Source organism: Klebsiella sp. Lac1 (genome assembly GCF_009825425.1).
Classification (GTDB): Bacteria; Pseudomonadota; Gammaproteobacteria; order Enterobacterales; family Enterobacteriaceae; genus Klebsiella; species Klebsiella electrica.
Genome location: NZ_VJZJ01000004.1, coordinates 415,993 through 427,943 on the forward strand (window position 1 = coordinate 415,993; position 11,951 = coordinate 427,943).

Sequence of the window (11,951 nt, forward strand, 5' to 3'; positions counted from 1 at the left end):
CGTAATATGAAAAACGCTGACATGACCACTTTACTTGCCCGGTTCCCTCTGCTGAAGGATCTGGTTGCCCTGAAAGAAACCACCTGGTTTAACCCGGCAACCACTTCGCTGGCGGAAGGTTTACCCTACGTTGGCCTGACGGCTGACGATGTTCAGGAGGCCCGCGCCCGCCTTGAGCGTTTTGCGCCGTATCTGGCGCAGGCATTCCCGGAAACCGCCGCCACCGGGGGGATTATTGAATCCGGGCTGGTCGCTATCCCGGCAATGAAAGCACGGCTGGAGCAGGCTTTTATCCAGCCCATTTACGGCGATCTGCTGCTGAAAAAAGACAGTCATCTGCCGATTTCCGGCTCCATCAAGGCCCGCGGCGGTATTTACGAGGTGCTGACCCACGCCGAAAAGCTGGCGCTGGAAGCGGGGTTACTTGCCACCGAAGATGACTATGGCAAGCTGCTGACCCCGGAATTTAAGCAGTTCTTTAGCCAGTACAGCATCGCCGTCGGTTCCACCGGCAACCTGGGGATGTCGATTGGCATCATGAGCGCATGTATCGGTTTTAACGTCACCGTGCATATGTCTGCCGATGCCCGGGCATGGAAAAAAGCGAAGCTGCGCAGCCACGGCGTAACGGTGGTTGAATACGAACAGGATTACGGCGTCGCGGTCGAACAGGGGCGTAAAGCCGCCGAAGCGGACCTCAACTGCTTCTTTATCGATGATGAGAACTCACGCACGCTGTTCCTCGGCTACGCCGTCGCAGGCGAGCGCCTGAAAGCGCAGTTTGCCCACCAGGGACGCGTGGTCGATGCCGACCATCCGCTGTTTGTCTATCTGCCGTGCGGCGTCGGCGGCGGTCCTGGCGGGGTCGCGTTTGGTCTGAAGCTGGCTTTCGGCGACCATGTACACTGTTTCTTCGCTGAACCCACGCACTCTCCTTGCATGTTGCTCGGCGTCCATACCGGCCTGCATGATGAAATTTCGGTCCAGGATCTGGGTATTGATAATCTCACTGCCGCCGACGGCCTGGCCGTTGGTCGCGCTTCCGGGTTTGTCGGCAGGGCTATGGCGCGTCTGCTGGATGGTTTCTATACCCTCAGCGACCAGACGATGTACGACATGCTGGGCTGGCTGGCGCAAGCGGAAAATATCCGCCTGGAGCCGTCCGCGCTGGCCGGGATGGCCGGACCGCAGCGCGTTTGCGCCAGCGAGACATATCAGCAGATGCACGGCTTCACAACCCGCCAGATGGACAACGCCACGCATCTGGTCTGGGCGACCGGCGGCGGCATGGTGCCGGAAGAAGAGATGGCGCAGTACCTGGCGAAAGGGCGTTAATACCACGGGCTCAGGGGCGGGGGATACGCCGCTGGGCCCACTTTCCGTTATGTCACACTCTGCAGAAATAACGCTATCTGCCGCAGGTGCGTGGCCGCAAACATCAGCGACAGCGAAAGGACGGCGACGGCAATGAAAAACTTGTCACGTATCGCCTGCGGCTGAACAAAATCACTCTCGTCCACATCCATCAGCTTACGGCGCCGCGTGTAGCCCCAGAGCACAATAGCCACTATCGCCAGGACGCCAATCGATAGCCAGAACAGCGCCCCCGCGCGATGCCAGTTATGTTTAATCGCCAGCGCCATCAGTGCCGCATAGCCCAGCAACGTGCGAAACCAGGCCAGCGATGTCCGTTCCGGCTGCAATCCCGGATCGCTTTCCCGCCGCGCCCGGCGCTTATCCGCCATACAGAACCAGGCCTATCACCACCACCACCACCATCATCAGCAACAGACTGATCGCCAGCAGCGTTCTGGTGTAGGGCAGATCCTGCTTCAGGCGCATCGCTTTTTCGTTACTCAGCCAGCGCAGGTAGCCATAAATCGCCAGGCCGCCGGCAAACAAACACAGCAGCAGCGCCAGCACTTCGCGAATCAGCGGCGTGGCAAAATCCGGCGCCAGCTGATCTAAGCCGACCCCGGCGGCAAGAAAGCCTAATGCCGTGCGGATCCACGCCAGAAAAGTGCGTTCGTTGGCCAGCGAGAAGCGGTAATCCGGCGCTTCGCCGACGCGGGAAATTTTCATCAGGGTTCCTTGTTCGTAGCGCGGACAGGCTTCAGCATAGCGTAATTTGTGACGAACAGGGGAGCAGCGAAAGAACCGGCACCCGATGGATGCCGGCTAAGGTGAGGATTAATGCAGTTCCGGCCAGTACTCTTTGTTGGCCTCAATCAGGTCGTCGAGAATCGCTTTCGCGACGGATGCGCTGGGCACGGTTTTCGACAGCGTAATCGCCTGCCACAGCTTGTGATAAGAACGGTGTTCCCAGGCATCGACCACCAGTTTCTCCACCGCTACCTGCTGGCTCATCATCCCTTTCTGGAAGTTAGGAATATCGCCAACCGTCAGCGGTTCCGGCCCGTTGTGGCCCACCAGGCACGGAATTTCCACCATCGCATCGGCATCAAAATTATGGATAGCGCCATTATTCGGTACGATCAGCAGCATGCGCTCCTGGGTGTTGAAGGCAATGGCGGTCGCCAGATCCACGATGTATGAGGCGTGCTCATCAATTTCCAGATCGCCGGCGGAAGATTGACCCGCGGCAATAATTGCCCGACAGGCGCTAAAGACATTTTTCTCGCGGTGATCCATCACCTCGTTAGCGCGGGTACGCGCCGGGTTAGAGTGCTCGACGACGTAATCCGGGAACAGGTAATACTTCAGGTAGGTATTCGGCATGGTATCCGGATCCAGCGCCTGCACATCTTTCGCTTTGGCGAAGGTATCGTTCCAGCTGGCCTCGGTATGCGGATCGTTGGAAGGCGGCACATAACCATATTTCGCCACATGTTCGCGCAGTTTCGGCATCAGATCGTTGCCCTGCAGATCTTCAATCGACGTCCACCAGCCGAAGTGGTTCAGCCCGTAATAGCGCACCCGCATCTGTTTACGATCTTTGAGGCCGACAATTTGCGCCATGCGCCCTTCAATGCCGATCGGCATATCGCAGATATTGAGGATTTTCGCATTCGGACGCAGGCGACGCGTAGCTTCCGCGACGATGGCCGCCGGGTTGGAGTAGTTCAGCATCCAGGCGTTCGGCGAATATTTTTCCATATAGTCCACCAGCTCGAGCACGCCGCCGATAGAGCGCATGCCGTAGGCGATCCCGCCAGGCCCGCAGGTTTCCTGGCCCAGCACGCCGTGGCGCAGCGGGATTTTTTCATCTTTTTCGCGCATCGGATATTTGCCAACGCGGATATGCGCCATCACAAAATCCACATCGGTAAAGGCCGCCTGCGGGTCGGTGGTATAGCTGAACTCAATTTCCGGCGCCTGCTCTTTAAGAATCACTTTACACGCTTCGGCGATGATCTCCTGACGCGCGCCGTCGTTGTCATAAAATTTCAGTGCCCGCAGCGGGAAACGGTCCTGGTTTGCTAACAACATCAATACGATACCTGGTGTGAATGTACTGCCGCCGCCTGCGATAACAACTGAGAATTTTTTCATGATACTGCCTCCGTCATGGTGGTTTGTTCGGTCTGTAGAGAATTTTTCATCAGGGATTCCAGCTGGTCGCGAACCTGGGGAACATGCAGGCCGACGATGACCTGAATCCCGTTGCCGCGGCGCACCACCCCGTGAGCGCCCAGCGCTTTAAAGACGTCGTCGCTTTGTGTTTTCGCCATATCGATTAGCGTGATACGAAGTCGGGTGGCGCAGTTGTTGACGCATTCGATATTGCTTGCGCCGCCCAGCGCCTGCAGAAAGCCCGCGGCCTGACCCGAGTTGGATACCGCGGCGCCCGCCGCACTTGTCTTACCACGCGCGGCCTGGTAATCCGCCTTGCTGTAGAGTTTGATTTCACTCGCTTCGCGGCCCGGCGTCTTCAGATTGAAATGCACTATCAGGGCGCGGAAGATAACGAAGTAGATAGCGGTGAAGCACACCCCGATGCCTATCTGGATGAACATCATCGAGGCATGGTTGTGAAACATCGGGATCCAGTTTTGCGGCAGGAACTGGTCAAGCAGACCACCGCCGAAGTTGCCGACGACCCCGCACATATACATCACCGTCGCCATCGTCGCCGCCAGCACCGCATGGACGGCAAACAGCAGCGGCGAGATAAACAGGAAGGTGAATTCCAGCGGTTCGGTAATCCCCACCAGCATGGCGGTCAGCGTCGCCGGAATCAGCAATCCGGCCACTTTGACGCGGTTTTCCGGCGCGGCGGTGAAATAGAGCGCCAGCGCAATCCCGACCGAGCCAAAGACCTTGGAGTTGCCGTGCAGGGCGAAACCGCCTTCCGGGAACAGGGCTTTCAGCGGTTCGGTACTCTGGCTGAACTCCTGCAGATGCTGTGCCCAGTAGACCTGGAGACCGCCTTCCACCACCGCCGGGCCAAAAATAAACGGTCCGTAGACAAAGTGATGCAGGCCGGTGGGAATCAGAATGCGCTCAAGGAAAATATAGACCCAGACCCCTAACGCCCCGGCAGAGCGTAAAAAAGCCTGCAGCGATTCAATGCCCATCTGCACCTTTGGCCACCCCAGCAGCGTTAACCAGGCACAGGGGATCATCACCAGGAAGGCAACGATAACGACAAATGAAGAGCCCTGGAAAATACCGAGGAACACCGGCAGCGGTTTATCAAAATAGCGGTTATGCAGGGCGGTGACGATCCCGGAAATCACGATCGCGCCGATGATACTGGTATCCAGCGTTTTAATGCCGGCAATCATCGTCAGGCCGCTGCCGGCCGTGGGGTCGGCAGAAAAATCGACGCCGAAAAAATGGCCCCAGGTCATCCCCATGGCGTTGATGAAGTAGTTCCACGTCAGGAAACTCACCAGCACGGCAAGGCAAGCTCGCCCCTGCGCCTGCTTCGCGAGGCCAATCGGTAAGCCGACGGCGAAAATCAGCGGCATGTTACGAAATACCGTCCAGCCGCCTTCTTCAATAATGTGAACAATCTGAGCAAATAAGCTATCGGGTGCAGTGAGCGCTTCGCCGACAAACATCGGGTTGCGCAGCATAATGGCAATACCCACCACGATCCCGGCGAAAGGAAACAGTAAAACCGGGGTAAACATGGCGCCGCCAAAGCGTTGTATTTGACTGAGCATTTTAAAATCCTCATTTAACAACCAGTAGGGTAAGAGGCCTTATTTGTCATGAGTATCGGCCTACAGCGAGAATAGGAATTTACCCGCCCGACAACATGCGATGGCGTTGCGATCCGTGATCGCTTTCATGGTTTTAATTCCGCCAATGTTGTCTACTTTTTTAATTAAAAATAGACATCATGAATGACGCGGATTAAAACATCAGAATGAATAAATCATACCTTTATGTATTTAATCGTTTTATTTGCAATATACATCGTTAACCGTCCCGTTTAAAAAATGAAACAGAGGTCTACTGGTGATCTATAAATCTATCGCGGACAGATTGCGCCTGCGGCTGAATTCTTCCGATTTCAATATCGGTAGCCCGCTGCCGGGAGAGAAAAAGCTGGCAGAAGAGTTTGGCGTGGCGCGGATGACAATCCGCAAAGCTATCGAGCTGCTGATTAGCTGGGGGCTGGTGGTTCGCCGCCACGGATCCGGCACCTTTGTCGCCCGCAAAGATGTGCATCATGAGACCACTAACCTCACCGGTCTGGCGGAAGTGTTACGCAAGCAGGGTAAAGAGGTGGTGAGCGAGGTGCTGGTATTCGAAGTCATGCCGGCGCCGCCGGCCATCGCCAGCCAGCTACGGATACAGATCAATGAACGGATCTACTTCTCGCGCCGGGTGCGTTACGTGGACGGCAAACCCCTGATGCTGGAAGACAGCTATATGCCGGTCAAACTGTTCCGTAACCTGTCGCTGGCGCATATGGAAGGGTCAAAATTCGATTACATTGAGAAAGAGTGCGGGATAACCATTAGCGGTAACTATGAAAGCCTGACGCCGGTACTGGCGGACAAGCAGCTGGCCCGGTCGATGAATGTCCCGGAACAGACGCCGCTGCTGCGGATTACCTCGCTTTCCTACAGCGACAGCGGTGAGTTTCTGAACTATTCGGTGATGTTCCGCAACGCCAGTGAATACCAGGTGGACTACCATCTGCGGCGCGTCCACCTGGAGACGCCGTTAACTCATTCCCCAGAACAACACGGCCAGTAGCTGCGGCGTAATGATGCGCAAAAACATCACCAGCGGATAAACCGTGGCATACGAGAGCGCCGCGGCTCCGCTGGTGGCATGCAGGTTGTTGGCGAAAGCCAGCGCCGGAGGGTCGGTCATCGACCCGGCCAGCATGCCGCACAGGGTCAGGTAGTTCATCTTCATCAGCAGCCGCGCCAGAATGCCCGCCGTTAGCAGCGGAATCGCGGTAATAAAAATGCCGTAGGCAATCCAGCTCAGCCCGTCGCCTGCGGTCAGCGTGACGACAAAATCACCGCCGGACTTCAGCCCGACGACCGCCAGGAAGAGCACAATCCCCAGCTCACGGAGCGCAAGGTTGGCGCTCGGCGGCATAAACCAGTAGAGCTTGCCGATACTGCCGATTCGCCCGAGGATCAGCGCCATAATCAGCGGCCCACCGGCGAGCCCCAGCTTTAACGCCACCGGGAAACCGGGAACAAACAGCGGAATGGAGCCCAGTAAAACCCCGAGGCCAATGCCGATAAATACCGGCAGCATCTGTACCTGCTGCAATTTTTGCTGGGCGTTACCCAGTTCGGCGGCCACCGCATCAATGGCTTCCGGGCGGCCAACCAGGTTAAGAATATCGCCGAACTGCAGGCTGGCATGGCTGCTGGCCACCAGCTCAACCCCGGCGCGATTAAGCCGCGAGATAACCACGTCATAGCGCTGTTTAAAATGCAGGTCGCGGATCCGCTTACCCAGCACCTTCTCATTGGTGACCACCACCCGCTCAACTTTCAAATCCGTGCCGCGGGTTGAAAGCGAAGTAGCAACTTCCTTGCCGATAACCAGCTGCGCGTTGTGCAAATCCTCCGGACGCCCGACCAGGTGCAGGAGATCGCCGGTTTGAATTAAGGTCCCCGGTGCCGGCACCATCAGCAGATCGTCACGTTTGAGACGGGAGCAAATCAGCTTATCGCTGTTGAGCATCGGCACGTCCTGAATCGCCATATTGTTCAGGTTCGGGTTTTCAACCCGGACGTTAATCGTTTGCAGAACCGCGTGCCCGTTCCCGCTGCTCTCATCAAACTGCTGGGCCTCTTTTTCGACGCTAACGCGAAAGAACAGACGCATCAGCCACATGGTCAGCAAGATGCCGCAAATACCAAACGGATAGGCCATGGCATAGCTCATCCCCATCTGATCGACCACGTCAAACGGTACGCCGAGATCGCGCAGGATTTGCTGCCCGGCCCCCAGCGCCGGCGTATTCGTGACTGCGCCGGAGAAAATACCGAGCACCACCGGCAGCGGGATATCAAAGAGCTTATGCAGCACGGCGGTCACCAGCCCCCCAAGGATGACAATCAGGATGGCAAAGAGATTGAGCCGTAGCCCGGAGACGCGTAGGGAGGCGAAGAACCCTGGTCCCACCTGGATGCCGATGGTATAAACAAAGAGAATCAGGCCAAATTCCTGAATGAAATGCAGCATCGGGCTGCTAAGAGCGATACCCGCCTGGTCCACAAAGTGGCCAACAATAATGCCGCCAAACAGCACGCCGCCAATGCCAAACCCGACACCGCGAATTTTGACATTGCCGATCCACAATCCGACTACCGCCACCAGCGCCAGAACGCTGACGGTCAATGCTATATCACTCATCGTCTGTTCCCTGTGAATAACATTATCAACATCATGGATTATGGCTTAAGCCTCCGGGCCTGTATGCAGCCTGGCGCACAATAATCGGCGGGTCATCGGAATGACGTATCGACCATGAGACCAGGTTTTCAGGTAAAAAAAAGCCCCGAAAATCGGGGCCTTGTATGCGAAGTCAGCTTAGCTGTCGAGCGCAGGACGCTCGCTGATGGCGATACGCTGCGGGATAACCGCTTCCGGCTCGTTGCGGGTTAAATCAATGTGCAGCAACCCGTTATTGAATGTGGCACCGGAGACTTCCATATTTTCTGCCAGGGTAAAGCTCAGGCTAAAGGCCTGGCTGACTAACCCCTGGTGCAGCCATTTCGTTTCTTTGTCAGCCTGCTGCGGCGTACCCTTCACGCTCAGGCGCGTCCCTTCCAGCTGAATATCCAGATCTTCCTGACGGAAACCGGCCAGCGCAAGGGTAATGCGATAGTGGTTATCGTCGCTTTTTTCAATGTTATACGGCGGGAAGCTCTGGCTTTCGCTGGTGGTTTGCAGTGCATTGGCCAGTTTGTCAAAACCGATCCATTGACGCAGCAGTGGGGATAAATCGTCGTTACGCATAATGTATTTCTCCTTCTATGAAGCGAGTTGATCTCTGCAAATCCGGTGGATTCGCATCTGCTCCCTGACGGCAAGCAAGTTTGCAAGCGGGCCGCGTGGCGACCCGGATAAAATTAGTTAATTTCGATACGGCGCGGTTTGTCCGCTTGCGGAATCACGCGTTCCAGATCGATATACAGCAGGCCGTTGACCAGGTTTGCGCCGCGGATATGGATATTTTCCGCCAACTGGAATTTGCGCTCAAAGTTGCGTTCCGCAATGCCCTGATAGAGATAGGTACGTTCTTTCTGCTCGGCTGCATGGGCGCCTTTGACGACCAGCAAATTATCCTGCGCGGTGATCTCCAGTTCGCTCTCGGCAAAACCGGCCACGGCAATAGCGATGCGGTAATGGTTTTCATCTACCAGCTCGACGTTATACGGAGGGTAGCCGCCATTACTCTGGCTCTGATTGTTTTCTAACAGATTAAAAAGGCGGTCAAAACCAATTGCAGAACGATACAGCGGAGAAAGATCGAAATTACGCATAATAAAAAGCTCCTGAAGTCAGCGAGAATTTATGACCTTCCATCATGGACAGGTCGTTATTACCCGGAATACCCCGCAGGCGTATCCTCATCGGGTCACATTACTAAAATGTGGCTCATTCCGTCATTTTCAAGCGCGAAAAACCTTTTTTTTTGCAGTTTCCTGCCGATAGCTTAGACTGGGTGGAAAGCACAAAAAGCAAAATACGATGCCTGCCACAGTGCAGTGCAATAACGCCAGGCATTCATGGAATGGCTCGATATAACCGATATGAAGGTTATCTCAATGCCAGAAACGACGATGGAAAAATGATGAAAAGCGGTCTGTTAAAGCTAATCCTGTTCAGCGGGATGGTAAGTTTGGGCGGTTGCTCCAGCGTGATGTCACATACCGGCGGAAAGGAAGGAACCTATCCGGGAACTCGCGCCAGCGCGGAAATGCTGGGTAACAGTGATGCCAACTGGGGAACAAAATCCCTGGTCGCACTCGATATGCCCTTCACCGCGGTGATGGACACGCTGCTGCTGCCGTGGGATATGTTCCGTACCGACAGCTCGATAAAATCGCGCGTCGAGAAAAGTGAGAAAAGCTCGCTGGCGACCAACGCCGTGATTCCACCGGCGGCCATGCCAGCGCCCTGATTTAAACCCCGACGCCGGTTATCCACAGCTGGCGATAGCCATTCACATCTTGCATCCAGGCAAGGTGTTTCCCGTCCGGAGAAAACACCACAGCATCCGCCGAAGGCGGGTTTTCATGATCGGCAGTCAAAAATGTAATTTCACCGCTCCGGGCATGACAGATAGCCATGCGGTTATCCAGCACAAATCCCAGCCACTCCCCTGACGGGTGCCAGTTAAACGCCGATTGAATATCGTTAACATTGTGAGTCAGCTGCCGCAGATCGCGCCCCTGGGGGGAAATCAGCCATAGCTGCACCACACCCGCCTCGTCGCGCATCAGGAAGGCAATCTGCGTCGCCTGCGGGTTGGCCCGTACCCAGTGCCGCGGCGTATTGACCAGCCCCGGATAGCGTCGATGGTGAGTGAATGTTAAACGCCGCTGCATGACTCCGGCCGGCGGTGCTGGCATGGTGGTCTCCGTACCGGCCAGCGGCGTCTCGCCCTGTTGCTTCCAGCCCTGCTCGCTCTGCGGCAACACCACAATAAACAGCTCAGGGATTCTGGTGCCATTGCTCGACAGCGTATCGCCGATAAATGCCAGCGCATGGTTCCCCACCCAACCCTCTTCGTATGCGCGGTTTATCTCATCGCTGCCCGGCACCGGCGTCGGCGTTGTCCGGCTGACCAGAACGCTCCAGTGGCTGCCGCCATATTCACGCGGATGCTGCCCGTCCGGCGTGACCGGGCCATAAGGGGTCGCAACGCCGACGTTTCGCAGGTCAAGGGAGGCCGCGCGTTGGTGCAGGACATGATCGTTATAGGTAAAGCTGACGAACTGCCCGTTTGGGCTATAAACATGAACATGACTGCCGCCGCGCAGCGCGCCCGGCGTATACGGCGCGGTGATATCCATCGCATCAAGGTTGTGCGCCACACCCTGGTATGTCACCACGCCGCGACGATGGTGGAAATCATACTGCCAGTTTTCATCCGGGTGTTCCGGACCGTGTATAAAGACATATTTATCCATCGCAGGATGAACGGTCACCACGCCGACATGAGCCCCGTGTTGCGCAGCATAGAGAGTTTCGACGGCCCCGGTTTGCACATTGACCCGTTCAATCGTCTTCCCGGTAAAGGAGGCGCCCGACGGACGGACGTCAAAGGCCAGCCACTGGCTGTCCGCAGTCCAGGTTTGCGTATTGGTTAGCTGATGATGGCGGGGAGCAAAGGTGACTTGTTTCATAGAGATACCCTGATGCGCAACGTTCGCATCAGGGTATAGCATCGGACAGAATTAACCTACACGTTTAACATCACCCACCGGCAGGATACAGGACAGCGCGCCCGGCAATGCGACCGCGGCGATAAAGGGAAAACGGATGTGCGGATCGGCGTGCGATGAGGCAAAACACGGCCTGAGGGGTTCATGTTATGCATCATCAAGGCGGAGTCAGGCCCGAGAACACCGGGCCTGAAGAGCAGGTCAGGATAAAACGTACTTCTCAATCGCCCAGGCCACACCATCTTCAAGGTTCGATTTGGTAATAAAGTTAGCGGCTTCCTTCACCGTCGGAATCGCGTTATCCATCGCCACGCCAACGCCGGCAAACTCAATCATCGCAATGTCGTTTTCCTGATCGCCAATCGCCATGATCTCGTCCTGCCTGATATTCAGCGCATCGGCCAGGGACTTCACGCCGGTCCCTTTATTGACGCGTTTATCGAGGATTTCGAGGAAGTACGGCGCACTTTTCAGCACGGTGTACTTCTCTTTGACTTCCGCTGGAATACGGGCGATAGCCTGGTCAAGGATGACCGGCTCATCGATCATCATCACCTTCAGCAGCTGGATATTCGGGTCCATATTTTCGGCTTCGCAGAAAACCAGCGGAATCGTCGCCACGTAGGACTCATGCACCGTGTAGTAGCTCACATCGCGGTTAGCGGTATACAGCGTATTACGATCGAGAGCATGGAAGTGAGAGCCGACATCGCGGGAAAGCTGTTCGAGATAGCGGTAGTCATCATAGCTCAGCGCGGTTTGCGCCACGGTGCTGCCGTCGCTTGCTTTCTGCACTAATGCGCCGTTGTAGGTGATGCAGTAGTCTCCCGGCTGCTCCATGCGCAGCTCTTTCAGATAGCTGTGCACACCGGCATACGGACGGCCGGTGGTGAGCACGACGTTTACGCCGCGCGCGCGCGCCGCAGCAATCGCGGTTTTAACCGCAGGAGAGATGGTATGGTCCGGCAGCAGCAGCGTACCGTCCATATCAATTGCAATCAGTTTAATAGCCATGAGATCCCCAGGTAAGATGAGTCCTGGGCCATGCTAACGCGATTCCGCTCAAAAAACAGCAACAGAAGCAGGGGAAAACGAGGATAGGAT

Annotated in this window: 12 protein-coding genes and 1 other annotated feature; of the genes, 3 read left to right on the top strand and 9 right to left on the bottom strand. The window is 56.0% G+C overall.

Features of this window, described 5'->3' with window-relative positions; translation table 11 throughout:
• The first annotated feature begins 6 nt into the window (after positions 1-6).
• On the top strand, positions 7-1,335 hold the full coding sequence (gene dsdA / locus FNY10_RS24420) for a D-serine ammonia-lyase (protein WP_160704154.1): 1,329 nt from the start codon (positions 7-9) through the stop codon (positions 1,333-1,335).
• Between the two features lie 47 nt (positions 1,336-1,382).
• Here dsdA and FNY10_RS24425 read toward each other — a convergent pair whose 3' ends face one another.
• The 4 genes from FNY10_RS24425 to FNY10_RS24440 all read right to left on the bottom strand — a co-directional run bounded on the left by FNY10_RS24425 (position 1,383) and on the right by FNY10_RS24440 (position 5,132).
• Positions 1,383-1,745 (bottom strand): DUF202 domain-containing protein, encoded by a 363-nt coding sequence (locus tag FNY10_RS24425; RefSeq protein WP_131050157.1) that lies wholly within the window; start codon positions 1,743-1,745, stop codon positions 1,383-1,385.
• Positions 1,735-2,082, bottom strand: a complete 348-nt coding sequence (locus FNY10_RS24430; protein ID WP_131050156.1) for a YidH family protein — start codon at positions 2,080-2,082, stop codon at positions 1,735-1,737. The genes FNY10_RS24425 and FNY10_RS24430 overlap by 11 nt, the downstream gene beginning before the upstream one ends.
• Positions 2,083-2,190: 108 nt before the next feature.
• Positions 2,191-3,513, bottom strand: a complete 1,323-nt coding sequence (locus FNY10_RS24435) for a 6-phospho-alpha-glucosidase (protein ID WP_131050155.1) — start codon at positions 3,511-3,513, stop codon at positions 2,191-2,193.
• The gene (locus FNY10_RS24440; protein WP_131050154.1) at positions 3,510-5,132 is read right to left on the bottom strand and encodes an alpha-glucoside-specific PTS transporter subunit IIBC; all 1,623 of its coding nucleotides are present in this window, start codon (positions 5,130-5,132) and stop codon (positions 3,510-3,512) included. Before FNY10_RS24440 ends, FNY10_RS24435 begins: the two co-directional genes overlap by 4 nt.
• 298 nt (positions 5,133-5,430) lie before the next feature.
• On the opposite strand from FNY10_RS24440, the gene FNY10_RS24445 reads away from it, so the two are divergent.
• Positions 5,431-6,177 carry a GntR family transcriptional regulator gene (locus tag FNY10_RS24445; protein ID WP_100684602.1) on the top strand — a complete coding sequence of 249 codons (747 nt, stop codon included), beginning with the start codon at positions 5,431-5,433 and terminating at the stop codon, positions 6,175-6,177.
• On the opposite strand, the gene FNY10_RS24450 is transcribed toward FNY10_RS24445, so the two are convergent.
• The 3 genes from FNY10_RS24450 to ibpA form a co-directional block, all read right to left on the bottom strand.
• The gene (locus tag FNY10_RS24450; RefSeq protein ID WP_160704152.1) at positions 6,145-7,806 is read right to left on the bottom strand and encodes a putative transporter; all 1,662 of its coding nucleotides are present in this window, start codon (positions 7,804-7,806) and stop codon (positions 6,145-6,147) included. The genes FNY10_RS24445 and FNY10_RS24450 overlap by 33 nt on opposite strands.
• Positions 7,807-7,983: 177 nt before the next feature.
• On the bottom strand, positions 7,984-8,412 hold the full coding sequence (ibpB, locus tag FNY10_RS24455) for a small heat shock chaperone IbpB (RefSeq protein ID WP_141962940.1): 429 nt from the start codon (positions 8,410-8,412) through the stop codon (positions 7,984-7,986).
• A 113-nt stretch (positions 8,413-8,525) separates the two neighbouring features.
• Positions 8,526-8,939, bottom strand: a complete 414-nt coding sequence (ibpA, locus tag FNY10_RS24460) for a small heat shock chaperone IbpA (RefSeq protein WP_131050152.1) — start codon at positions 8,937-8,939, stop codon at positions 8,526-8,528.
• Positions 8,933-9,006: a sequence feature (ROSE (Repression Of Heat Shock gene Expression) occurs in the 5'-region of heat shock genes and acts as an RNA thermometer to modulate expression.), on the bottom strand. Its footprint overlaps the gene before it by 7 nt.
• A 241-nt stretch (positions 9,007-9,247) precedes the next feature.
• On the opposite strand from ibpA, the gene FNY10_RS24465 reads away from it, so the two are divergent.
• Positions 9,248-9,580 carry a YceK/YidQ family lipoprotein gene (locus FNY10_RS24465; protein ID WP_131050170.1) on the top strand — a complete coding sequence of 111 codons (333 nt, stop codon included), beginning with the start codon at positions 9,248-9,250 and terminating at the stop codon, positions 9,578-9,580.
• Position 9,581: 1 nt separating this feature from the next.
• On the opposite strand, the gene FNY10_RS24470 is transcribed toward FNY10_RS24465, so the two are convergent.
• Together FNY10_RS24470 and yidA are read right to left on the bottom strand one after the other, a co-directional pair.
• Complete coding sequence (locus FNY10_RS24470; protein WP_160704150.1) at positions 9,582-10,808, bottom strand: DUF3748 domain-containing protein; 1,227 nt, start codon at positions 10,806-10,808, stop codon at positions 9,582-9,584.
• 240 nt (positions 10,809-11,048) lie between these two features.
• Entirely contained in the window at positions 11,049-11,861 is an 813-nt protein-coding gene (gene yidA, locus FNY10_RS24475; RefSeq protein WP_160704148.1) for a sugar-phosphatase, read from the bottom strand.
• Positions 11,862-11,951 lie beyond the last annotated feature (90 nt).